General features: G+C 57.5%; 30 protein-coding genes and 1 tRNA gene. 18 read left to right on the top strand and 13 right to left on the bottom strand.

The genetic code is table 11. The annotated features are described in order from the left end of the window. Positions 1 to 254: 254 nt before the first annotated feature. On the bottom strand, positions 255 to 1,190 hold the full coding sequence (gene pbpG, locus ACF0H7_RS20680; protein WP_397448725.1) for a D-alanyl-D-alanine endopeptidase: 936 nt from the start codon (positions 1,188 to 1,190) through the stop codon (positions 255 to 257). A gap of 261 nt (positions 1,191 to 1,451) precedes the next feature. On the opposite strand from pbpG, the gene ACF0H7_RS20675 reads away from it, so the two are divergent. Beyond that, on the top strand, positions 1,452 to 2,012 hold the full coding sequence (locus ACF0H7_RS20675; protein ID WP_397448724.1) for a hypothetical protein: 561 nt from the start codon (positions 1,452 to 1,454) through the stop codon (positions 2,010 to 2,012). A gap of 148 nt (positions 2,013 to 2,160) precedes the next feature. Here ACF0H7_RS20675 and ACF0H7_RS20670 read toward each other — a convergent pair whose 3' ends face one another. From ACF0H7_RS20670 to ACF0H7_RS20655, 4 genes are all read right to left on the bottom strand, one after another. After that, positions 2,161 to 2,343: a hypothetical protein gene (locus tag ACF0H7_RS20670; RefSeq protein ID WP_397448723.1), complete on the bottom strand. Its 183-nt coding sequence runs from the start codon at positions 2,341 to 2,343 to the stop codon at positions 2,161 to 2,163. 121 nt (positions 2,344 to 2,464) lie between these two features. Then, positions 2,465 to 2,659 carry a hypothetical protein gene (locus ACF0H7_RS20665; RefSeq protein ID WP_397448722.1) on the bottom strand — a complete coding sequence of 65 codons (195 nt, stop codon included), beginning with the start codon at positions 2,657 to 2,659 and terminating at the stop codon, positions 2,465 to 2,467. Between the two features lie 213 nt (positions 2,660 to 2,872). Beyond that, positions 2,873 to 3,211 (bottom strand): hypothetical protein, encoded by a 339-nt coding sequence (locus ACF0H7_RS20660; protein WP_397448721.1) that lies wholly within the window; start codon positions 3,209 to 3,211, stop codon positions 2,873 to 2,875. Positions 3,212 to 3,417: 206 nt separating this feature from the next. Next, positions 3,418 to 4,077 carry a YceH family protein gene (locus ACF0H7_RS20655; protein ID WP_397448720.1) on the bottom strand — a complete coding sequence of 220 codons (660 nt, stop codon included), beginning with the start codon at positions 4,075 to 4,077 and terminating at the stop codon, positions 3,418 to 3,420. Between the two features lie 118 nt (positions 4,078 to 4,195). Here ACF0H7_RS20655 and ACF0H7_RS20650 point away from each other — a divergent pair, with 118 nt between their 5' ends. After that, entirely contained in the window at positions 4,196 to 4,705 is a 510-nt protein-coding gene (locus tag ACF0H7_RS20650; RefSeq protein WP_397448719.1) for a DUF1993 family protein, read from the top strand. 80 nt (positions 4,706 to 4,785) lie between these two features. Then, positions 4,786 to 5,940 carry an MFS transporter gene (locus ACF0H7_RS20645; RefSeq protein ID WP_397448718.1) on the top strand — a complete coding sequence of 385 codons (1,155 nt, stop codon included), beginning with the start codon at positions 4,786 to 4,788 and terminating at the stop codon, positions 5,938 to 5,940. Here ACF0H7_RS20645 and nhaR read toward each other — a convergent pair. After that, the gene (gene nhaR, locus ACF0H7_RS20640; protein ID WP_397448717.1) at positions 5,937 to 6,839 is read right to left on the bottom strand and encodes a transcriptional activator NhaR; all 903 of its coding nucleotides are present in this window, start codon (positions 6,837 to 6,839) and stop codon (positions 5,937 to 5,939) included. The two genes, ACF0H7_RS20645 and nhaR, sit on opposite strands and share 4 nt — an antisense overlap. 132 nt (positions 6,840 to 6,971) lie before the next feature. On the opposite strand from nhaR, the gene ACF0H7_RS20635 reads away from it, so the two are divergent. Further along, positions 6,972 to 7,730: a TerC family protein gene (locus ACF0H7_RS20635; RefSeq protein WP_397448716.1), complete on the top strand. Its 759-nt coding sequence runs from the start codon at positions 6,972 to 6,974 to the stop codon at positions 7,728 to 7,730. Positions 7,731 to 8,158: 428 nt separating this feature from the next. Next, positions 8,159 to 8,848: a peptidase C39 family protein gene (locus ACF0H7_RS20630; protein WP_397448715.1), complete on the top strand. Its 690-nt coding sequence runs from the start codon at positions 8,159 to 8,161 to the stop codon at positions 8,846 to 8,848. Positions 8,849 to 8,851: 3 nt separating this feature from the next. Here the strand turns inward: ACF0H7_RS20630 and ACF0H7_RS20625 are convergent, their stop codons facing one another. Next, positions 8,852 to 10,135, bottom strand: a complete 1,284-nt coding sequence (locus ACF0H7_RS20625; RefSeq protein WP_397448714.1) for an NAD(P)/FAD-dependent oxidoreductase — start codon at positions 10,133 to 10,135, stop codon at positions 8,852 to 8,854. Between the two features lie 184 nt (positions 10,136 to 10,319). On the opposite strand from ACF0H7_RS20625, the gene ACF0H7_RS20620 reads away from it, so the two are divergent. Continuing rightward, positions 10,320 to 10,396 (top strand) — tRNA-Val (locus ACF0H7_RS20620). A 145-nt stretch (positions 10,397 to 10,541) separates the two neighbouring features. Beyond that, positions 10,542 to 10,769, top strand: a complete 228-nt coding sequence (locus ACF0H7_RS20615) for a hypothetical protein (RefSeq protein ID WP_397448713.1) — start codon at positions 10,542 to 10,544, stop codon at positions 10,767 to 10,769. 8 nt (positions 10,770 to 10,777) lie between these two features. On the opposite strand, the gene ACF0H7_RS20610 is transcribed toward ACF0H7_RS20615, so the two are convergent. After that, positions 10,778 to 11,482, bottom strand: a complete 705-nt coding sequence (locus ACF0H7_RS20610) for a YoaK family protein (RefSeq protein ID WP_397448712.1) — start codon at positions 11,480 to 11,482, stop codon at positions 10,778 to 10,780. A 151-nt stretch (positions 11,483 to 11,633) separates the two neighbouring features. On the opposite strand from ACF0H7_RS20610, the gene ACF0H7_RS20605 reads away from it, so the two are divergent. After that, positions 11,634 to 12,083: a hemerythrin domain-containing protein gene (locus ACF0H7_RS20605; protein ID WP_397448711.1), complete on the top strand. Its 450-nt coding sequence runs from the start codon at positions 11,634 to 11,636 to the stop codon at positions 12,081 to 12,083. A 56-nt stretch (positions 12,084 to 12,139) separates the two neighbouring features. Here the strand turns inward: ACF0H7_RS20605 and ACF0H7_RS20600 are convergent, their stop codons facing one another. Beyond that, the gene (locus tag ACF0H7_RS20600; RefSeq protein WP_397448710.1) at positions 12,140 to 12,889 is read right to left on the bottom strand and encodes a carbonic anhydrase; all 750 of its coding nucleotides are present in this window, start codon (positions 12,887 to 12,889) and stop codon (positions 12,140 to 12,142) included. A 296-nt stretch (positions 12,890 to 13,185) separates the two neighbouring features. Between ACF0H7_RS20600 and ACF0H7_RS20595 the strand changes: the two genes are divergently transcribed. Next, a complete protein-coding gene (locus ACF0H7_RS20595) occupies positions 13,186 to 13,569 on the top strand; it encodes a hypothetical protein (protein WP_397448709.1) in 384 nt (127 codons plus the stop codon). A 79-nt stretch (positions 13,570 to 13,648) separates the two neighbouring features. On the opposite strand, the gene ACF0H7_RS20590 is transcribed toward ACF0H7_RS20595, so the two are convergent. Together ACF0H7_RS20590 and ACF0H7_RS20585 are read right to left on the bottom strand one after the other, a co-directional pair. After that, positions 13,649 to 13,987, bottom strand: a complete 339-nt coding sequence (locus ACF0H7_RS20590; RefSeq protein ID WP_397448708.1) for a zinc ribbon domain-containing protein YjdM — start codon at positions 13,985 to 13,987, stop codon at positions 13,649 to 13,651. Positions 13,988 to 14,154: 167 nt separating this feature from the next. Continuing rightward, positions 14,155 to 14,286: a hypothetical protein gene (locus tag ACF0H7_RS20585; RefSeq protein WP_397448707.1), complete on the bottom strand. Its 132-nt coding sequence runs from the start codon at positions 14,284 to 14,286 to the stop codon at positions 14,155 to 14,157. 136 nt (positions 14,287 to 14,422) lie between these two features. On the opposite strand from ACF0H7_RS20585, the gene ACF0H7_RS20580 reads away from it, so the two are divergent. From ACF0H7_RS20580 to map, 8 genes are all read left to right on the top strand, one after another. Beyond that, positions 14,423 to 14,638 (top strand): hypothetical protein, encoded by a 216-nt coding sequence (locus tag ACF0H7_RS20580; RefSeq protein WP_397448706.1) that lies wholly within the window; start codon positions 14,423 to 14,425, stop codon positions 14,636 to 14,638. A gap of 240 nt (positions 14,639 to 14,878) precedes the next feature. Beyond that, complete coding sequence (locus ACF0H7_RS20575; RefSeq protein WP_397448705.1) at positions 14,879 to 15,007, top strand: hypothetical protein; 129 nt, start codon at positions 14,879 to 14,881, stop codon at positions 15,005 to 15,007. 359 nt (positions 15,008 to 15,366) lie between these two features. Next, positions 15,367 to 16,095 carry a metallophosphoesterase gene (locus ACF0H7_RS20570; protein ID WP_397448704.1) on the top strand — a complete coding sequence of 243 codons (729 nt, stop codon included), beginning with the start codon at positions 15,367 to 15,369 and terminating at the stop codon, positions 16,093 to 16,095. A 65-nt stretch (positions 16,096 to 16,160) separates the two neighbouring features. Further along, positions 16,161 to 16,406, top strand: a complete 246-nt coding sequence (locus ACF0H7_RS20565) for a hypothetical protein (RefSeq protein WP_397448703.1) — start codon at positions 16,161 to 16,163, stop codon at positions 16,404 to 16,406. A 34-nt stretch (positions 16,407 to 16,440) separates the two neighbouring features. Continuing rightward, the gene (locus tag ACF0H7_RS20560; protein ID WP_397448702.1) at positions 16,441 to 17,037 is read left to right on the top strand and encodes a hypothetical protein; all 597 of its coding nucleotides are present in this window, start codon (positions 16,441 to 16,443) and stop codon (positions 17,035 to 17,037) included. 245 nt (positions 17,038 to 17,282) lie between these two features. Continuing rightward, complete coding sequence (locus ACF0H7_RS20555) at positions 17,283 to 18,395, top strand: alkene reductase (protein ID WP_397448701.1); 1,113 nt, start codon at positions 17,283 to 17,285, stop codon at positions 18,393 to 18,395. 369 nt (positions 18,396 to 18,764) lie between these two features. Next, on the top strand, positions 18,765 to 19,094 hold the full coding sequence (locus ACF0H7_RS20550) for a helix-turn-helix domain-containing protein (RefSeq protein ID WP_397448700.1): 330 nt from the start codon (positions 18,765 to 18,767) through the stop codon (positions 19,092 to 19,094). 97 nt (positions 19,095 to 19,191) lie between these two features. Beyond that, a complete protein-coding gene (gene map / locus ACF0H7_RS20545) occupies positions 19,192 to 19,983 on the top strand; it encodes a type I methionyl aminopeptidase (RefSeq protein WP_397448699.1) in 792 nt (263 codons plus the stop codon). 170 nt (positions 19,984 to 20,153) lie between these two features. Here map and ACF0H7_RS20540 read toward each other — a convergent pair whose 3' ends face one another. Next, on the bottom strand, positions 20,154 to 20,381 hold the full coding sequence (locus tag ACF0H7_RS20540; protein ID WP_397448698.1) for a DUF6555 family protein: 228 nt from the start codon (positions 20,379 to 20,381) through the stop codon (positions 20,154 to 20,156). Positions 20,382 to 20,717: 336 nt separating this feature from the next. On the opposite strand from ACF0H7_RS20540, the gene ACF0H7_RS20535 reads away from it, so the two are divergent. Continuing rightward, the gene (locus ACF0H7_RS20535; protein WP_397448697.1) at positions 20,718 to 20,906 is read left to right on the top strand and encodes a hypothetical protein; all 189 of its coding nucleotides are present in this window, start codon (positions 20,718 to 20,720) and stop codon (positions 20,904 to 20,906) included. Between the two features lie 69 nt (positions 20,907 to 20,975). On the opposite strand, the gene ACF0H7_RS20530 is transcribed toward ACF0H7_RS20535, so the two are convergent. Then, entirely contained in the window at positions 20,976 to 21,665 is a 690-nt protein-coding gene (locus ACF0H7_RS20530; RefSeq protein WP_397448696.1) for an endonuclease, read from the bottom strand. Between the last annotated feature and the right edge of the window lies 1 nt (position 21,666).

Raw genomic sequence — 21,666 nt, 5'->3', positions numbered from 1 at the left:
AAGAGTATTAGCTCACTGCGCAGGTTTTTGCCCGCGGGCTTTTGAATAACGCGGTTAAATAATGAAGGGCGCAGTGAGATGACTGATTGAAGGGGCGGAAGTTCAGCGGGGAGGTGAGTCTTGCGTGGGTGCGGGCAAATCTCTGTAAGAGCGAACGTGTTCGCGAGGCGATATGCCTGACACACATCGTCAAGCCGCTCGCCAACACGTTGGCCCCCACACAGTCTCTTCAGTCCATCAGTACAGGGCTCAGATCACTCTTTGGCCTGAACGCCGATCTGGCGCATGGTCTGGTTTTTCTGGTTGCGATAGGACACGGCGGCCGGGGCAACGGTGCCGGGCTTGCCGGTTTCCATCCAGTTGCGCATGCGTCCGGCGTCGGCGAAGTGGGTGAGTTTGCCGAACGCGTCGAGAATCACCACCGCCACCTGACGATTCGCCATGGTGGTCAGCAACACCAGACAATGGCCCGCCTGGTTGGTGAAGCCGGTTTTGGTCAGCTTGATGTCCCAGCTCGAGTTCTTGATCAGGTGATCGGTGTTGTTGAACACCAGGCTGTACCGCGGATTGCGGAAGGTCACGGTGGTTTCCGACGTCGTGCTCAGTTCGCTCAGCATTGGATAGGCGCGGGCGGCCAGGACCAGTTTGGACAGGTCGCGGGCGGTCGATACGTTGAACACCGACAGGCCGGTGGGTTCGACGTACACCGTGTGCTTCATGCCCAGCGACTTGGCTTTGGCGTTCATCGCCTGAATGAACGCGTTGTAGCCACCTGGATAACTGTGCGCAAGGCTCGCGGCGGCACGGTTTTCCGAGGACATCAGTGCGATCAGCAGCATGTTGCGACGATCCAGCTCACTGCCGAGCTTGACCCGGGAGAACACGCCTTTCATTTCTTTGGTCTGGGCGATGGTCACCGGGATCATTTCGTTCATCGGCAGCCTGGCGTCCAGCACCACCATGGCCGTCATCAGTTTGGTGACCGACGCGATGGGCACCACGATATCCGGGTTGCTGGCATACAAGACTTTGTCGGTCTTCACGTCGACGATCATCGAGCTGCCGGAAGCCAGATGAAGTTTGGCCGGGTCACGATTGAAAGCATCGGGTTCGGCAGCGGGGACGGTGTTCGCGAAGGCGGCGCCTGTACATGCAAATAATAGGCTCAGGATGGAAATACGAATTTTCACGAGCAAGGCTCACTAATAATGGAATATGCCGTTTAGCACGGGGTTTCTATGAAAAAAGCGCTGCATTTTATGAGTAGCTCCGTGCGCTGTCGATGGCTGATATCCCTTCTATATAGATTAGGCGCAGGTCAGCACTTTCGTTTGGCAAAAAAACACATTTCCCGGTTAAAAACAACGATAGACGTGGTGTCTGGCGTGTACACGGATTAGCATTCCACGCCATTGAGGCCAAGTGCCCACAAACGACTCAGGAGTCGCGTAATGCCCAAGGGTTTTATCAGCAAGGATTACGTCGCTCTGGTGATCGCGGCGGCCGTGGTTGTCGTGCTTTTGCTGGGGGTTGGCCTGTTTCTGAAATCCGCGGACTGGGCGGGCTGGATCCAGGCGGTTGGTTTGGTCGTCGGCTTGATGCTGGCGGTGGCCATCCCGGCTATTCAAAGGAAGCAGGATGCAGCCAACCAGCACAAACACGTCCGCGAGCGGGAAATCTCTTACGCGCGACGCATGCAATACCTGTGTGGTGAGTTAAATGAGTTGCTGGCGAAAATCAACGTCAACCTGATCCACCTGCGCGCCACCGATCGTCATCGGTTGCAGCACACTCTGCAAGATTTCCTGCATCGGCTGTTTGAATCGCACAAACGCGACCTGAACGATGACCGCGTGGTGATCGCGCACGAAATGCGCCAGGTGGTGAACGAACTGGTCGATGAACTGGAAAGCGGTCGTTCGGATAGGGTGGTGTTGATGAGCCTGGAGAAGCGCCTGCAGAAACTGACCCACCGCACCCAGGTCAATGCGGCAATGGCCGAGCGTCTCTGACGGCATAAGTTTTTTGCGGGCAAAAAAAAGCCCGCATTAAACAATGCGGGCAAGGGGATGTGCGGAGCAACGCACGATATCAAGGTAAAACGTCAACACAGAAAACCGCGGACCAACAAATTCAGTTAAAAATCTTTAGCTGTACGCCTCAAGCGCTCAGCTGATGTGTCTCGAATGTCTCGGACAGGGCCTGGGCCGCTGGCAGCGAGGAGAAGGGGCCGCTGACGGCTTCACCGTTACGTACCAGGTACCAACAGGCCAACAGACCGAGCTCTCTCAGCTGGGCTGGAACTGCGCTACCGACTACCGACATGATTTGAACCTGGTTCATAAGTGCCTCCATCTGTCTATGGGGCTACTCTACGGCGCTATCGAAACGAGGGACAATCACGGCTCTCGATAGTCGACATTGACGGCAACGAGGTCTGAAATGTGACAGCGACAGGCTCCGTTCAGTCGACGACCTGATCCAGCATGCCCACCACTTCGTGTTCATTCAGCAAGCCCTTGTCGACCAGATTCTGTGTCAGTAGCGACAGGAACTTTGCGCAGCGATGGCCTTCCAGGCTCTTGAGTTCGGTCAGGGCGCAATACACCTTGCTCGATGTACACAGGCCAGTTACGCGATAGGGATGCTGAGTGGGCATAGGGGTATTCCTTGTTTTTTTATCGATCTGTTAATTATCTTTGTGAAGAAACCGCAAATAGAGTCCATCACGAATAGGCTGCGGATTGATGACGCCCTTGCTCATCATGCCGTACTCAAACAAAACGACTGTCTTGCGAGCGACCTCCAGCGCACTGATGTGGACGCAAAAAAATAGCCCCGCCTGTTGAGGGCGGGGCTACTGATGAACCTGTTACCAGCGGCCGGGGCCGTAACCATAATAATGTGGGTGGCCGTAATAGCCTTGACGGTAATAAACAGGGGCCGGGGCAACGACAACCGGTTGTTGGTAATAAACCGGAGGAGGTGGCGGAGCGTAGTAAACCGGTTGTGGAGCAACGTAAACCGGTTGCTGCTCTACATAAACCGGGCGCGGCGCGCTGTTGGCAACCACTGCACCACCCACGAGAGCACCTACTACCGCGCCTGTCACCAGACCAGGACCCCAGCCGTTACCACCATGGGCGGACGCTTGGCCTGCAAAGGCTAGGACACCTAATAACACGGCAACCTTGGGGATTTGACGAATCATGACTATTCCTCGGCTTTCAATCCCGTTGTCGCGAGCCTGCATTACTCTCAAGCATTGCCACGGGATACTTCTAAGACAGTGGTTTTGAAGAAATCTTCGAAACACGTAAGTAAAGATTGTGTAAGGTTTTCTGACACTTATTATCGCTTATCTGTTGACTTAAGCATAGAGCGCCCGATGACGTGTCTATTTCGCGGGACAGATACCTACTCAAGTTTCGCCAAACGCTCTTCCAGTGCGGCGACCCGCGCCTCAAGTTCTTCCCAGCGTTCTACGGAGATTGAGACCGTCCCGCCCGCCGCGCGTTCTGGCTGGTTTTGTCGTGCCGCCAAAATCGCTTCTATATCGTCGGCGTCGCCCAACGAATGGGTGTAGCGGTCTTCGCGTTGCCCGGCCTGACGCGGAATCAGCAAGGCCAGCCCGCGTGCGATCAGGCGTTCCAGTTGATGGACGACCTGTTCGGGGTCTTCAAAGTCGTGCATGCGGTTGCTGCGGGTGAGCAACTCGTTGACGGTTTGCGGGCCGCGCAGAAACAGCAGGCCACTCAAGATCACTTGGGCCGGCACCAGCTCCAGCGCTTTATCCAGGCGATGTTCCCAGCGATCGGCGCGGCTGCCCATGACCAATTTGGTCAGGCCGCGACCTTCGAGGGCGCGCAGGCTTTGCCCGACCAGCCCTTGGGTCAGGTTCATCACCGGTTCACGGCTGGTTTTCTGGTTGCAGGCGGTAACGAGGGCATTGAGCGTCAGCGGATAGGTTTCGGGGCTGACGGCCTTTTTTTCGATCAGGCAGCCGAGGATGCGAATTTCTGCGCTGGTCAGGTGCAGCTTCTCGGCGGAGTCAGTTGAGGCGGGCTCGGTAGTCATGGCGCTATCCCTATGCGTTAGGAGGCCAATAGCCTAGATGCGCGATCATATAAAAGACAAGCCGCTTTCGATGGCCGCCGAGGCTATAATCCCCGTCACCTTAAACTCAGGACCTGTCATGACCATTTCCCTGTACGCCACCTCTGTTCCGGTTTTCAAGCAAATGCTGTCTGCCTTGAGCGACGTGTTGACCAAGGCTGAAGCTCACGCCGCCGCTAAATCCATCGAGCCGGATGCGCTGTTGCAAGCCCGTCTGTTCCCGGACATGTTCCAACTGGTTCGTCAGGTGCAGATCGCGGTCGATTTCGCCAAAGGTGTTTCTTCCCGTCTGGCCGGCGTTGTTCCGCCAAGCTACGACGACTCGGAAAAGACCTTCGCCGACCTGCAAGCCCTGATCGCCAAGACCCTGGCCTACCTCGCGACCCTTCAGCCTGAGCAAATCGACGGCCAGGAAGCTCGCGAAATCATCACCCGTCCAGGCACGCCGAAAGAGAAGATTTTCAACGCTCAGACCTACCTGCTGGGTTATGGCCTGCCGCAGTTCTTCTTCCACATCACCACCACCTACGCAATCCTGCGTCACAACGGTGTTGAAGTCGGCAAGCGCGATTACATGGGTGCTTACTGATCGGTCTGACGACCTGATCGGTTGATATCCGGCCGCTGCATGGGCGTTCTCATGCAGCGGCTTTTTCATCTGGAGTGTTCATGCTGTTCCCTATTTTGCTGTTGTCGGCGGCCGGTTTCACGGTGCTGACCACAGAGTTCATTATCGTCGGGCTGCTGCCGGCGATCGCCCGTGATCTGGCAATCACCATCCCGCAAGCCGGGCTGCTGGTGACCTTGTTTGCCTTCACGGTGGCGGCGTTCGGTCCGTTCCTGACCGCGTACTTCTCGCGCTTCGAGCGTAAACGGCTGTTTGTCACCATCCTGATCATGTTTGGCGCCGCCAATGTGTTGGCCGCGCTGGCGCCGAATATTGCCGTGATGAGCATCGCCCGGTTGATTCCGGCCTTGGGGCTGCCGGTGTTTTGGGCCTTGGCCAGTGAGACGGCGGTGGACATCGTCGGGCCGGAATATGCCGGGCGCGCCATTTCCAAAATCGGTTTCGGCATCGTCTGCGCGACGGTGTTTGGCATTCCGGTGGGCACGCTGATTTCCGATGCGTTCGGCTGGCGCAGTGCGTTCGCCATTCTGGCCGTTGTGGCGTTTGCCAAGGCATTGCTGCTGTTTATCTACCTGCCGGCCACGCACAAGCATAAAGAACCGGTGTCGCTGCTGGCGCAATTGAAGATCTTGCGCAGCCCGCTGATGCTCGGCCACGTGCTGCTGTCGGTGCTGGTGTTCAGCGGTATGTTCACCGCCTATACCTACCTGGCGGACATGCTGGAGCGCCTGGCCGGGTTCAACGGCACCGTGGTCGGTTGGTGCCTGATGGGCTTTGGCGCGGTGGGCTTGCTCGGCAATTCGCTGGGCGGGCGCATGGTGGATCGTCATCCGCTGATTGCCAGCCTGTCGTTCTGCGTGTTCATGATCGTCGGCATGGTGGCCGTGGTGCCGAGCATGCACTCCACCGTCGGCCTGATCGTAGCCCTGGCGGTGTGGGGCGTCACCCAGGCGGCGCTGTTCCTGGTCAGCCACGTGCGGCTGATCAAGGCCGCGCCCCAGGCGCCGGCGTTTGCCGCGTCGTTGAATATTGCCGGAGCCAACCTGGGCATTGGCATTGGCGCGATCATTGGTGGTCGCGTTATCGATCATCTGGGCCTGAGCAACCTGGGTTTTGCCGCGGCCGGGATCATTCTGCTGTCGATCCTGCTGGCGCTGTGGTTGATGTCAGCCAAGCCGCAAGCGGTCTGTGCTTAATCGGCGCGGGTGAACAGCTCGCGTCGAGCGCTCTCGGTGATGGCGACAATGCCGGGGTGCTTGACCTTGCGTTCAACCGAAATTGCATAGAACGATTCACTCACGGCGTCGGTCTGGCCGATCAGCTGCACGCCGTATTGCGCCTGCACTTCCTCGGCAATCACGCTGGGGGCGATGAAAATGCCGCTACCGGATTGGCCGAAGGCCTTCATCAAGGCGCTGTCATCGAATTCGCCGACAATCCTTGGCTGAATTTTCAATTCGCTGAACCAGCGCGTCAGTCGGCTGCGAACCACGGTTTCCTGGCCGGGCACCAGCAGCGGCGCACCATTCATGCTGTAGGGGAAATCGTTGCCATAGCGCTGCGCCAATGCCTGGGTAGCAAAAAAACTGATGCCGCATTCCCCGAGTTTTTGACTGAAGCCTTTGATGTCCAGATGTGACGGCATCGGGCTGTCGGAAATCACCAGGTCCAGGCGCTGGATCGCCAGATCGGCCAGCAGCCGCTCCAGTTTGTCTTCACGGCAAGAGATGCGCACCGGTTCCGCCAGTTCCATAGTGGGTGCGATCAAGCGGTAAACAATCGATTTGGGCACTACGTCGGCGACACCGATGCGCAACAGCATCTGTTGCTCGTTGGGTTGCGCGCGCAGCAGGGCTTCCAGTTCGTCGCCGAGCTGAAACATTTGCTCGGCGTAGGGCAGCGCCAGGCGACCGGCCTCGGTCAATTCCAGTTGCCGGCCCACACGGCGAAACAAATCCATGCCATAGGTGTGTTCCAGCAGGGTAATCTGCCCGCTGATGGTCTGCGCCGTCAGGTTCAGTTGTTCGGACGCCCGCACGATGCTGCCGGTTTTCGCTACGACCCAGAAGTAATGCAGCTGTCTATAATTGAGCATGGCGTAGCCGATTCGTAAAAATCGAAGTATATACCGGGAAAATACGAATTTTTCTGAGGTATTGTTTTCCTTAGACTGCTGCTCAATTGCCGGGCACATGATGTGCGCCGGGCCGACTCAGGGTTTTCATTCATGGAATATCTTTTACAACTGGCTGCCAGCCCCGGCGCCTGGATTGCCTTGGCCACCTTGGTGGTGATGGAAATCGTGCTGGGCATCGATAACCTGATCTTCATTTCGATCCTGACCAACAAGCTGCCGGTGCAATACCAGACCAAGGCGCGGCGCATCGGCATTGGCATGGCGCTGATTCTGCGATTGGGCCTGCTCAGCCTGGCGGCGTATATCGTGCGCTTGACCGCGCCGGTGTTCGAGTTGTTCGGCCAGGTGTTTTCCTGGAAAGACATGATCCTGATCGCCGGTGGCCTGTTTCTGTTGTGGAAGGCGACGACCGAGATTCATCACAGCCTGGAAGCGAAAACGGAAGGCGAGAGCGCTTCCACGCCGGGTGTCAGCCTCGGTTTCGCGGCGGCCATCGGGCAGATTTTGCTGCTGGACATGGTGTTTTCCATCGACAGCATCATCACCGCCGTCGGCATGACCGAACACTTACCGATCATGGTCATTGCCGTGGTGGCTGCAGTGGTGGTGATGCTGGTGGCTGCGGACCCCCTGGCCAAGTTCATCAATGACAACCCGACCATCGTGATGCTGGCGCTGGGTTTCTTGATCATGATCGGCATGACACTGATCGCCGAAGGTTTTGGCGCCCATGTACCGAAGGGTTATGTGTACACGGCGATGGCGTTCTCGGCGACGATTGAAGGCTTGAACATGATGTCGCGCAAGGCCAAGCGCAGAAAGCTGGCCGTGCAGAGCCAGCTTGATTGATCAGTTTGTAGGTTCGTTCCTACAGAGTTCTGACTTACAAGCGAAGGCCATGGGGGGGTGAAGGATGAGTGTGTCGAGTCCCGACGTGTACCGGTTTTTCCACGGGTAGATGATGGCGCCGGGAAACTCGCAACACCCCCCACAACATGGCCCCGGCAACGGCCAGCCAGCCCACTATCAGCATTGCGATTGTCATACCCGGGCTCATACATCCCCCTGATGATCGGCTTTTACACCTGTGTCCATGGGACAGTCTAGATCAGCGAATGTGTCCGTCCGTTGACCAAAGGTCGTAGGTGCATGACTGATTTGATCTATGCAGGATTTGTCACTGTGCTAAATGACGCTATACCGCAGACTTGCGCCGTCCTATGATCGGGGTCCGAGCCGGGTCGCGGGTTGCCTGGTGTTAGTTGAAGTGAGTGAAGATGCTGCTGGAATTATCTCGATTGCGCGCCGCCCCCACCCGGCGTCTGGCCTTGGCTGTAGCGCTGCTGTTGACCCTTGGCGGCTGCGCCAACAATGTGACGCCGGCCATGCAGCGTTTACCGGACCGGGTCGAACTGAATTCGGTACCGTTCTTTCGCGGCAATATCTATCAAAGCGGGCCGGGCACCTTGGCCAGCATGTTGTCGCAGCAGGGCGTGATCATCACCCCCGGGCTGTTGGAAAAGCCGCTGAAGTTACCTGGTGGCGAAGGCGGGCTTGAGCAGAACATACAAACCCTGGCGCGTGAGTACGGCTTCGTGGTGTACCCGCTTGACGGGCAGTTGGATGCGCTGTTGACCCAAGTGGCGGCAGGTTATCCGGTGATGGTGCGCTTCACCGATGGCCATGCCTGGTGGGGAGAGCCGCGTTATGGCGTGTTGACGGGGTACAACCGGACCAAGCAGACCGTGGTGTTGCATGCCGGCATGAATGGCCATCTGGTTACAAGCTTCAGTAACTTTGCCTCGGCCTGGAAAGACGCCGGCAGCTGGGCGGTGCTGGTGCAAGGGCCGCGTCAGTTGCCAGCGCAAGTTGACCCGCAGCGCTGGTTGAACGCCGCTAATGCCTTGGGTCAAGCAGGGCAGGAGCAAGCGGCGGGCGAAGCGACCAAAGCGTTGAAGGCCCGCTAACGATCAAATGCCGAACTTGTCGCGCAGGGTGTAGTACCAGGCGCCCAAGGCTGTCAGTGGCGTGCGCAACAGTTGGCCGCCGGGGAACGGATAGTGCGGCAGGTCGGCAAAGGCATCAAAACGCTCCGCTTGCCCGCGCAGTGCCTCGGCCAGCACCTTGCCCGCCAGATGGGTATAGGTCACGCCATGACCGCTGCAGCCCTGAGAGTAATAGATGTTGTCACCCAGTCGCCCAACCTGTGGCAAACGCGACAGCGTCAGCAGGAAGTTGCCGGTCCAGGCGTAATCGATCTTCACGTCCTTGAGTTGCGGGAAAGCCTTGAGCATTTTCGGTCGGATGATGGCTTCGATGTTGGCCGGATCACGGGCGCCATAAACCACGCCGCCGCCGAAGATCAAACGTTTGTCGGCCGAGAGGCGGTAGTAGTCCAGCAGGTAGTTGCAGTCTTCGACGCAATAATCCTGTGGCAACAGGCTGTGAGCCAACTCGTCGCTCAACGGCTCGGTGGTGATCACCTGCGTGCCGCACGGCATCGACTTCGACGCCAGTTCCGGCACCAGATTGCCCAGGTAAGCGTTGCCGGCAACGATCACAAAGCGCGCTCGCACTTTGCCATGCTCGGTATGCACCACAGGGTTGGCGCCGCGCTCGATGCGCACCGCAGCCGATTGTTCGTAAATCACACCACCCAGTGATTCCGCCGCCGCCGCTTCGCCCAGCGCCAGGTTCAGCGGATGAATGTGGCCGCCGCTCATGTCGAGCATGCCGCCGATGTATTCGTCGGTGCCGACCACCTCACGGATTCGGCGCTTGTCCATTAACTCCAGTTGCGTGTGGCCATAACGCTCCCAGAGCTTTTGCTGCGCTTCCAGATGGCCCATCTGCTTGTTGGTGATCGCGGCAAACACACCGCCGTCCTTCAGGTCGCATTGAATCTGATACTTGGCCACGCGCTCACGGATGATCGCGCCGCCTTCGAACGCCATCTGCCCGAGCAACTGCGCCTGCTTCGGTCCGACGGTGCGCTCGATGACGTCGATGTCGCGGCTGTAGCTGTTGACGATCTGCCCACCGTTGCGCCCGGACGCGCCGAAACCGACCTTGGCTGCTTCCAGCACCGTCACCCGGAACCCGTGTTCCAGCAGAAATAAGGCACTGGAAAGCCCGGTATAGCCGGCGCCAATCACGCAGACATCAGTTTCCACCTCACCCTCCAGACGAGGGCGCTCAGGGACGGCGTTCGCGGACGCAGCGTAATAAGACTGTGGGTAAGGTGTGTTCGCCATCCTGCAACCTCTGTTTAATATTCTTTACGGATGCCCAGATGCTACCTGAGAAAAAATGCCACTACCAGCGAGGTGTAAAAACAGTTGCTGGCCGTCATTTTAAAATAATTTGCATATTCAGGGAGTTAGCTCAAAAAAATGAGTTGACACCCCTTCGAAAATCCGTAGAATGCCGACCCACAGCAGGCACGTAGCTCAGTTGGTTAGAGCACCACCTTGACATGGTGGGGGTCGTTGGTTCGAGTCCAATCGCGCCTACCAAACAAAATCCGCTCTGCTGGGCGGTGAAAAAAAGGGTCAACCGAGAGGTTGACCCTTTTTTGTGCTTTCAATTAATTGCCGTCACTATCAGTGCTGTCCGCGGGCGGATGTGTCATTGGCAGGATGGGAATCAGGAGAGGTTTATATGGGCCAGAAAAAATCATCGCTGGAGCTCAAGCGCGACCTGACCGGCGTTGCGTCCAATCTTGAACGCACGGCAGGCGAGATCAGTCGCCTGGCGGAGCGCATCAAGGACGTCAATGTCGTCGAGATCCTGCACCTGATGAACCAGCTGTATAAGGACGCGGATAAGTTGAAGGCGTACGTGGACGAGGTGAAGACGGGGCGTATTGTTCGGGGCAAGGCTGAATAGCCTAAACACTACTTCGGCATAAAATCCAGCTGCCAGCGCCGCGGGATGCCCAACGAAATCATCCCCAGCAGCAACGCCAGCAGTCCACTGACCATTAGCGCTTTCAGTCCCCATTGATGTTCAGCGGTGGCGCCGATGATCGCGCCGACCAGCATGCCGGACCACGGCACCAACTGGACTTTCCAGCCATCGCGTCGTTCGCCGAGCAATCGTCGGCCCAGTCCGCGGCCAAAACGCGACAGGGCGCCGGTGACGTAGGTCAGGCCAATGGGCAAGCCGTTGACCTGTTCGACGGCCGCGTTGAGCATGCCCATGGCGATGATCGCCAGCATCAATGCCGGAGCGGTTGAATCGAACGGCAAGATTGCCGCCAGGCAGAGCAGGCCGGCAATACACAGCATCAGGGGCAGGGCGCGGTGTTTGCCTAGCCGTCCAACGATGACACCCAGGGCGTTGCCGATAATGAATGTGCCTACGGCCAGTAATAGTCGCAGTACCAGTCCGGTGTCATGATCACTGATTGCGACGGCCAGTCGCGTGGTGTTGCCGCTCATGAACGAGACGAAGTCGCCGGTCGCCATGAATCCGATGGCGTCGGTCATTCCCGCCAATACCGACAGACTGGCGACCAGCGTGAGGCCGACTCTACCGCGCAAACGGTGAATGTGCTCGCGTCGCGGGTTGCCCCGGTTTTTCTCGAGGTAGGGCAGCATTAGGTGAGTCCGCGGCTTCAAGAGGTGTTCATTAAACAGTGTTTGGCCCGTGACGGCCTATATTCCGAGTTGGACGAGGTGAACCACCGCTCTCCGGCGCAGGTCTAGTCTGAAGCACGCCCTCCGAGGGCATTACTCTGGAGACCCTCTGATGAATATTTTTGAAGCGCTGCGCGAAAGCCACGAACGGCAGCGGAGCTACGCCAAGGCTCTGGTGCAAACCAGCGGCGATAGCCCTGAGCGAGTCGAAACCTATCAGCAACTCAAGTCTGAACTCCACGCCCATGCCATAGCGGAGGAACGCTTCTTCTATATGCCGTTGATGGAACACGATGAGGGCATTGATCTGAGTCGGCATGCGATTGCCGAGCATCATGAAATGGATGAAATGATGGAGGAACTGGACGACACCGAGCTGTCCAGTCCGGGTTGGCTGGCGACCGCGAAAAGGCTGTCTGAAAAAGTGCACCACCATCTGAAAGAGGAGGAACAGAAATTCTTTCAGATGGCAGGCAAGATTCTCAGCGAAAAGCAGAAAGCGGCGTTGGCCCGAGGCTATATCAAAGAGTTCGACGAGCAGCTCATGTCAAACAAGAAATAAACCATCGACTTTGAAAACGCTGTCTCTGTGGGGTGTTTGCAGCGCGACCGCCGGGCTCAGGCGATCATGTCGACTTTGCCGGTTGCCAGACGGTAGACGCCGCCGACTATTTTCAGTTTTCCCTTGCTCATGGCGTCTGTCAGCAGGGGCGAGGCGTGGTTGAGTTTGTCGACCGTGTCCTTGACGTTTTGCGCCGTGGCATTAGCCAGCAGGTTGCCCGGTTGCCCCATGACCTTGTCGACCGCAGGTTGCAAGGCAATGGCCAGTTTTTGAATCTGGCCCGGAAATACCGTCTTATCCTTTACCGCTTTAATGCTGGCCGACATGGCACCGCAGTCTTCGTGGCCTAGCACCAGGATCAACGGCGCGCCGAGCACGACGACGGCGTATTCAAGGCTGGCCAGGCCTTCGTCGGTGACGAAGTTTCCGGCAACACGAACGGCGAAAAGATCACCCCTGGCGGTGTCGAACGCGTACTCGGGGCCGATCCTCGAGTCGGAGCAACTGAGTATCGCGACAAAGGGGTTCTGGCCCGTGACCAACGCTTCGCGCTCGGCTTTGAAGTCGTGAGTCTTTGAGGTGCCCTTCACGTAGCGGTGGTTTCCTTCCATCAGCCGGTGCAACGCGCTGTCAGGGCCGATCGCGTTCTGTGGTTTGGGCGGCGTTGCTGTTTCTGCTGCCCGGGCAATGTTGCCCGGCAGAGCACCGGCAAGCAGTAGGGCGCCGGCGCCCAGTCCGGCAAGGTGAAGAAAATGACGACGACCATTGGTGATAGAAGGATGGCTTGAATCAGATGATTCGCTCATAGCCTTGTGTTCTCAGGTCATAGCGGTGGATACGGCTCGCTAGGGTGGGGAGGGGCAGTACGCTCGTGATGGCGATACTGGTGGTTGCAGTCTAGGTGCTTTGTAAGGACATGTTTCTTCAATGGGGGGAGCACTCAGGGAAAATCGAGTGAACATTCTGTTTTGTCTCGGGATTTTCATTTCTTCTGGTCATTGAGCGCTGAATCCTTACCGCCAACGGTTCGTCGCCGATCGGTTGACGCGCCGTTAATGAGGGCGTGAACTGTTCCCGGTGATCAACACAGGGAGGACTGCACATGGCTAAGATCAATGTTTTGGCGGGTGATTTTCTTCAAGGTGAAGGGCATTACGAATCAGGTGTCATTACCATCGAAACAGCGTTGTACCCGTGGCCGGGGCTGACGATTCCAGTGTCCGAGATTCGAACGATGCAGGTCGCGTCCGAAACGGCGCGTAAACATCCGGAAAGTGCGTTGGGTCTCAGCCTCGCCGGGGCCATGTTCCTGGGGCCGGTGGGCGCGGTGGCGGGATTGGTACTGGCGAAGGACACCGTCGAGGTGACGTTCTGGGCCGAGCTGAAGGACGGTAGAAAGCTGCTCGGTGCCACCGACCCGATGACGTACCACACGATGGAAAGTTGCACGCGAAGGCCCGGCTTTCTCAGTGCGCACGGTGAATAGCTCGCTCGCGGGCAGTGGCGTAACTGTTGTGGTCTGGCCGTTTCTCTCTGTCAGAAACAGCCAGGCCCGATCACGCCGATCAGACTTTCTTGACGAATTCCGACTTCAGCTTCATTGCGCCGATGCCATCGATTTTGCAATCAATGTCATGGTCGCCGTCGACCAGGCGAATGCCTTTGACCTTGGTTCCGACCTTCACCACCAGTGATGAGCCTTTAACTTTCAGGTCCTTGATCACGCTGACGGTGTCGCCGTCCTGCAAGACATTGCCCACCGCGTCCTTGATCACTTTGGTGTCGCTGGCGCTTGCATCCGGACCGCTGGCAGACCATTCGTGGGCGCACTCCGGGCAGACCAGTTGGGTGCCATCTTCGTAGGTGAATTCGGAATTGCATTTAGGACAGGACGGCAGGCTCACGGCGATTCTCGCATCGGACGATAAAAGCCGCAGATTATAAAGGGTTTTTACGCCAAGGGTGTTCTCTGGGCCGATCATTGCACTAAATGTGTTCCGCCAGTGCAATCGCCCCACGCGCAAGCGGGAGGCACCCGGGAACTAGTGCGGTGAGTCGTGCAGGTCAGTCCTCACGCACTAGGATCTTTGCTCAGTGGGTTCTCCGCCTTTTCCTTTTTATAGTTTTTCAGGTCGCGATGTGCGCCCCAGGCAATAACGGCGGCGCCAAAAATAAATAGTAGGACAATTTGCGTAGTGGTCATTGTGTTACCCCAAGTAAAAAAACCATAAGTCTCATGACTAAGGAAAGCTGACAAGTTCAACTTATTGCAGTATGTTTCTGCCGCTTGGAAACTTAGCTTCGAGATGTTTCATTTCCCATGGAAAAGGATTTTCCACATGACCCCCGCCGAAAAACTGATTGACTGGACTGCTCGCTGGACGCTATTGGGTAATCACCTTCTGTGCACCGAGTGCATGGCCGCGCAACCGGCGCGCGATGCCGATCAGCCATTTGCCCATGGCCAGTGCCGTCTCGCGCCCGCAGGCATTCAATATCCCTGGTCCGATCTATGGAAAACGCTCAACGAGCTGCCTGTTCCCTTGAATGACTAAGGGGAAATAGTTATCGGCTTTGACAACTAAGTCCGACGGGGTGGCCTGGGCACGTCTCTTTTTTAACCTTGGCTCGGGGATCAGCTACAGTTGAATATTCATTCACATGGAGGTTTGATAATGACCTGCTTAATCTGCAAGTCTGAGACTAAGGCTGTTCAGGCGCATGGAGACTGTTCAGAGGTTAACTGTTTGGCGGGGTGCGGGCACTTCAGAGTTTCCGCGAAGCTGATGGCAAAAATGACCGTCAAAAAAGAGTCCTTCGACGTCGAGCGCACACGGCAGTGGCTTGAAATGTCTCGCAGAACCGATCCGGTCCCGCGTATCTCCAGTTACGACTACAACGTCGCCTTGTTGCATCGCGATTGATCAAAACCTACGCCCGATCCGCCGACGGTGGGTCGGGCACAGGGCTGATGTGGCGATCGCCTCAACTGCACGTGTCCGAGTGAAAAATGAGTGTCTCAGACAGCAAAAAGCCCACACGCGGCGGGCTTTTTGTTGATGGGGTACCAATCCTTTGGTTGAGCTCAATCTGCGCCTTATTTCGTGAAGGGCTTGTGAAAACAATGTCGCAGGATCGGAAAGGAACGATGTGGCGATAAGTGGTCTGATAGCAGGGATGATGTCACTCATTTAGATGAATGGCAGCGACCAGACCAACGATGGCAGCACCTGTGACCTCGTCTGTGCCACGATGGAGTCGATGGGCGAATGAGGGCAAGCACGTGAGCAAGTTCCAGCATTTCGAGCGAAACACGACAGGTCGTGATTTTGCCGTTGGTGACATTCACGGCCATTTCACCCGACTGCGCGCCACACTGGAAGAGGTTGACTTCGATCGAAAGGTCGATCGCCTGTTCAGTGTCGGCGATCTGGTCGATCGCGGCCCGGAAAGCCGGCGCTCGCTGGATTGGTTGTCTCGTCCGTGGTTTTTTGCGGTGCAGGGCAATCACGAGGCGTTGGCGATCCAGCATGTGCAACACCAGAACCTCGACTATCAGATGTACAAGGCCAGCGGCGGCAGCTGGTTCCTGAAATTGGGGCCTAACGAACAGCAGCGCTTTGCCGCGCGGTTTGCCCGGATGCCCATCGCCATGGAAGTCGATACCGCTGGCGGGCTGGTCGGCCTGGTGCACGCGGACTGCCCGGCCCCCGGCTGGGAACACCTGCGCGAAACCCTGCGCGGGCACTTGCCGGGCCTGGAAGCACTGGAGGAAACCTGCCAATGGTCGCGTGAGCGGCTACAGACGAAAGACAGCAGCGGGATTGCGGACTTGCGCGCCCTGATTGTCGGCCACAGCCCATTGCGCAGCCCGGCGCAGCTGGGTAATGTTTTCCACATCGATACCGGTGGCTGGCGTTCGGACGGCACCGGGCATTTCACTCTGGTGAACCTGAGCACACTGGAGGTGCTCGCACCTGGAGTGCCGGCGCCGGGCGAGGTAGAACGGTGAATTTCCGTCCTCCCCTCAAGTAATTGCAGACTACAGTTTAGAAGTCACCAACGAAGGGCTGGGGTATGAACTGCTTGATTTGTAACGCCGAAGCGCAGCGCATTAAAACCATGGGTGATTGGGTCGAGTTGCAGTGTCCGGATTGTGGCCATTACCGGGTCAGTGGTGGCCTGTTCGCGGATATGAAACCCAAGGGGCAGTCATTTGATATCGCCAAGGCCCGGGCCTGGCTGGCGATGCAGCGACAGAAGGCCGGCTTTGAAGAGGCACCGCTGATTGGCTGCCCTGACAGTGGCCTGATCGGCTCCTGAAATCCCCTGTTTCAGGTAGGCAGGAGTTCTGCGCATGCCTGATGTCATGAACACGATGACGTCGCTGTTTCCGCTAACGGCGACCATCGCGATTTGCATTTTCATCGCCAAAGAGCTGATCGAATTCGGCAAGCGCCGCAATGAAAAGCTGCGCAAGATCGCCGCCTATAAAGTGTTGGTGGCCGAAGAACTGCTGAAGAACGCCTGGTCGATCCGTTCAATGCGCGAAGTGCTGGCCGCGCTGCAGGACCGGTTCGACAAGGTGTTGCTGGAAAAGACCTTCAGTGGTTCAAGTTACATCGTGGTGGAGCGCATGAACGGCAAGCAAAGTGCGCCGTTGTGGCCTTTTCATTTCTCGATTTTCGATCGCGCGGTGATTGATCTGGCCGTGCTCGATAAAGACTTCTTCGAGTCGGTGAAAGCCACCTACCTGGCCTTGGCCACCGTCAAACATGCTCGCACGGTGCTGATGGACATGTGCAACGACGACCACTCGCTGTCCGATCACCTGCACAGCTTTGTCGACTATGCGGTGAGCCAGATGGATGTGGCCGAGGCACGCATCAAGGTGACCTATAAGGATTGTACCGGCATGGAGCTGGATCGGCAGAAGCTGGTTTCATTCATGTAAGGCCGCGTGTTCCCCTCCCTGACTTCCTATGCTCCAAGGCTCAGCCTTGTCAGAAGCATCTGCCTTGCGCGTCGGCGGATTAACGAAAAATTGTCCGAAGTGTCCGGCGTCCTGCCCCGTTTTTCTTTCATTTCGAATCGATTCTACTAGCCACCTAGGCCGTTGAGACGCAGCTCGCAACCCGCCGACCCCTTTTGAATCCTTTACGCATTACCACTTTGAATATTACTTACGAGGCTTTAATCATGTCCAAGCTCATGTCCGCAGTAAACGTTGGTCCTTACCAGTTTTCGCACCGCGTTGTGCTCGCACCGTTGACCCGGATGCGTGCTGAAGAAGGCGCAATCCCAGGTCAACTGATGGCTGAATATTACAGCCAGCGTACGTCCGAAGGCGGCTTCCTGATCGGCGAAGCCACCATCGCTGCCCCCAACGGTAACGGCTATCTGGGTGCCCCTGGACTGTACGATGACAACCAGATCGCCGGCTGGAAAAAAGTGACCGATGCCGTTCACGCAAAGGGCGGTCGCATCTTCTTGCAGCTGTACCACGCCGGTCGCCAATCCCACTCCGATGTACAACCCAATGGCGCACAGCCGGTCGGTCCATCGGCCGTCCCGCACGGTGGCGTCGCTTACACCACCACCGGTTGGGTTGAAAACACGCCGAACCGTGCACTGGAAATCAGTGAAATCGCCGACCTGGTCGAAAGTTTCCGTAGCGCTGCCCAGCGTGGCATAGCAGCGGGCTTCGACGGTGTGGAAATCCATGCGGCCAACGGCTACCTGTTTGACCAGTTTCTGCAGGACAACAGCAACAAGCGCAGCGACATCTACGGCGGTTCTTTCGAAAACCGCACCCGTTTCCTGCTGGAAGTGACCCGCGCAGTGATTAGCGTCTGGGGCAGCGAGCGTGTGGCCGTCCGCGTCGGTCCGAGCGGCACCTGGGGTGATATGGGTGACAGCAACCCGGAAGCGCTGTTCACCTACGTCGCGCAACAACTGGCGCCGTTGAACCTGGCCTACTTGCACCTGATCGAACCTCGCGTGCTGGGTAACGTCGACGACGACACCAAGGACCAGAACCCGGTGGCGGCGCAACTGATCCGCAAACACTACAAGGGCGTCATCATCGCTGCTGGCGGCTTCAAGGGGGACTCGGCGGAAGCGATCATCAAGGCCGGTGACGCCGACCTCGTGGCCTTCGGTCGCGACTTCATTGCCAACCCGGACCTGCCAGAGCGTCTGCGCAGCCAGCAACCGTTGAATGACTACGACCGTCCCAGCTTCTTTGGCGGCACCGACGTCGGCTACACCGACTACCCGTTCCTGCGTGCAGAACAACCGGCAATGGCGTAACCCGTCATTGAGGTGAAAAAGCCGAGGCCTTGTGCCTCGGCTTTTTTCATAAATAAATCACTCCGTAGCAGTCCGGCTTGCCGGCGTCGGCGTCTGTAAGATCGCCATCGCCGATAAGCCGGACTGCTACGGGCGGTGTGTCGAGATCTTGATCTTTACTATTCAACTGACGAAACACACTATCGCCCCGTTCCCAGTAGGCCGAACCACAGCGAGGACCCGTATAGCGGGGCAGAAGATTTTTTGCAGTCACTTCTCGGCGGGCCTCACGTACGCACGCCAAACAGTCTAGCGGCGGTCGTTGATTATCCAACGAGCGCCGGAAATCAAGCGTATGTTGTAAGTAATGTCCCTTGCAGGTAAGCCCACATGGATCATCTTGGCGCACGGTTGAAGGAGGAGCGGAAAACCTTAGGGCTTTCTCAGCATGATTTCGCCGCCATTGGTGGCGTGGAGGCGAACGCGCAGGGCAAATACGAAAGCGGCGAGCGCACCCCGCGTTCGGATTACCTGGCGGCGCTGAGCGGTAAAGGGGTTGATGTGCTGTACCTGCTTTCCGGACAGCGGACCCCCTTGCGCCTGGAAAGTCTCAGCGATGCCGAAAGATCGGTCATTGTGCATTACCGTAGCCTGACGGTGATGGACCAGGATGCGCTCAGCCAATTGGCGTTGTCGTTGTCGGAATGCATTGCCGTTTAACCCTTCGGTCACACAATCCGTGTTGCTGTCCCTCCCTTGAAGTGTGTAACGTCGACTCATCGTTCGCCCCTGCCGGGCGAAGCGCAGGAGACGCTGGATGAGTGCGGGTATCAGTATCAAGACAGAAGCGGATTTGGTTCACCTGCGGATTGCCGGCCGCCTGGCTGCGGGTGTGCTGGCCATGATTACCCCGTATGTCAAGGCTGGCATCAGCACCGAAGCGCTGGATGACCTGTGTAACGACTATATCGTCAACACGCTAAAGGTCATTCCGGCAAACGTCGGTTACCACGGCTTCACCAAAACCACCTGCACCTCACCGAACAACGTGGTGTGTCACGGGATCCCGTCAGCGACCGACGTGCTCAAGGACGGCGACATCGTCAATATCGACGTCGCGGTGATCAAGGATGGCTGGTTCGGCGATACCAGCCGGATGTACCTGGTTGGCGATGTCAGCCCGGTGGCCAAGCGTCTGGTTGACGCCACTTACGAAGCGACCGTTGCCGGCATTCATGCGGTTCGACCCGGTGCGACGCTGGGTGACATTGGCCACGCCATTCAGACGGTCGCCCATCGCGAGGGCTTCAGCGTCGTGCGCGACTACTGCGGGCATGGTATCGGCCGCAATTACCATGAAGAACCGCAGGTGTTGCACTACGGCACTAAAGGTCAGGGCATGAAGCTCAAGGAAGGCATGGTGTTCACCATTGAGCCGATGATTAATGTCGGCAAACCAGGGACCAAGGTGTTGGCCGATGGCTGGACAGTGCTGACCCGCGATCAATCGCTTTCCGCACAGTGGGAGCACATGGTGGCGGTGACGGCCACGGGTTTTGAATTGCTGACGCCATGGCCAGAGGGCACCGGGGAATACCCGCCGATCTGATCGGTTGCCGTACCCAGGCTTGCCAGCGCCCAGCCTGAAAAATTCGGTCATCATTGCTGGCGTGCGAAAATTCGGCAGGCTCGGTAGTCTGCCATCCGTTCGCCCTGAAGCGATGCCATCCTGACCGGCTCAAGGATGATCAGGATCGCATCGCCCAGGGTGAACACTGGCTAATGCGCTTTTTTCCAGCGAACGTCGGTGATGCCAAAACCTTCAGCGTTTTGCATCGCCAGCCGAACCGGAACAGTCGCTATGTTTTCGCTGATGCTGCCTACGCCAGCGTGCAGCGTGGCGATGTGCATGGCTTCGCTGTCGCACAGGTGCAGCGCTTGATGGAAAAAGTGCCGAATCTCTCCGTTGAAGCGGTAGTAAATCTCAAACCCTTTCAGCTCATTCATCAGTGCGCCTCCGCTCCCAGGACGTTGCTACGTCCTTATAGAAATTGCGACTGTTTGCTTGCAACGACCCGATTGGGTGTCGATGCAGACACACAACTCACTTCAAGCGGCGACGGCGCAGCTGCCCTTGCGTGATGGACGTCTTTTCCCGACGTCCTGACTACGACTTGCGACCGGCAAAAGAATTGCATCGATTTAAGCCCGTTAGAACTGCTCTCCGATGAGTGGCATTTTGCCTTCGACGAACCAAGCGGGTGGAACCTGCCAAGCGGTTCCACGGTCAACCATGACGTACGGGTGCTACAGTGCCATTTCAATTCATACGAGGAAGTACGCATGTCATTGCTTGATGATGAACAAGACATTTGGGATATGTTTGCCGCTTCCGCGCTGACCGGCCTGATCACTCGCGGGCCTGTCGAGCCGGCTGAGGCCGCCAGGCTGGCGGCTGATTACGCCGCTGAACTGATGGTTCAGCGGGCACGGCGCATTCAGGCCGAAGAAGCGGCGTCTGACATCCAATAAGGCGTTGTCCGACGCCCACTAAAAAGCCCGCGACTGGCGACAGTGGCGGGCTTTTTTGCGCGTACGCGGTCAGGAACAGGCTTTCAGGTTCACCGCACCGACAAAGTCGTTGCCCCGGCCCATGACGCAGGCTACTCGCTGATTGCGTTGGCGCTCCCAGGACTCCACCGGGTAGGTCTTGTTCCAGGCTTCATAGAGCTGCCGATCCTGTTTCGACAAGGGCAGGCCGTATTGCTTGCTCATGTAGAAATAGGTGCGGGCAATCATTCCGCGAATCGACGGGCGTGGCATGACCTTCCTGGCCTTGAAGTCGACCTGGGTCTGGCAGGCACCGTATTGCCCGTGTTGCACCGGCAGCCAGCCGAAGCTGAAGTTATTACGGTCGCCGTTGACCTCACCAATGCTCGGCACCAGGTTGTGCAGGTCGGCTTCGGCTCGCTGGTAGGTCGGGTCGTTCTTCGTGCAGTTCTTGCGCCCACCGTTCTGCCAGCATTGACGCGAATGGCCAATCTGCCAGGCCGGAACAATGTGTTCCCACTCGATCCGCTGGGCGCGGTTGGCGTTTTTACGCGGCACATAGCCACAGCCCGCGAGGTCGACACGGTTGCCGTTGTATTTGCAGCCGCAATAAAACTCGGTGGATTGCGGTGCGTACAGGCCCCAGGCGACTTTCTTGGCTTCGCTGAAGGTGCGTGGCGCATCGGCATACGCGTTCAGCGCCACGCTCAACAGTAACAGGGTCATTATTCGGACAAGCATG

This window comes from Pseudomonas sp. NA-150 (assembly GCF_044336365.1).
Taxonomy (GTDB): domain Bacteria; phylum Pseudomonadota; class Gammaproteobacteria; order Pseudomonadales; family Pseudomonadaceae; genus Aquipseudomonas.
This window is presented reverse-complemented; position numbering and strand designations above follow the sequence as displayed.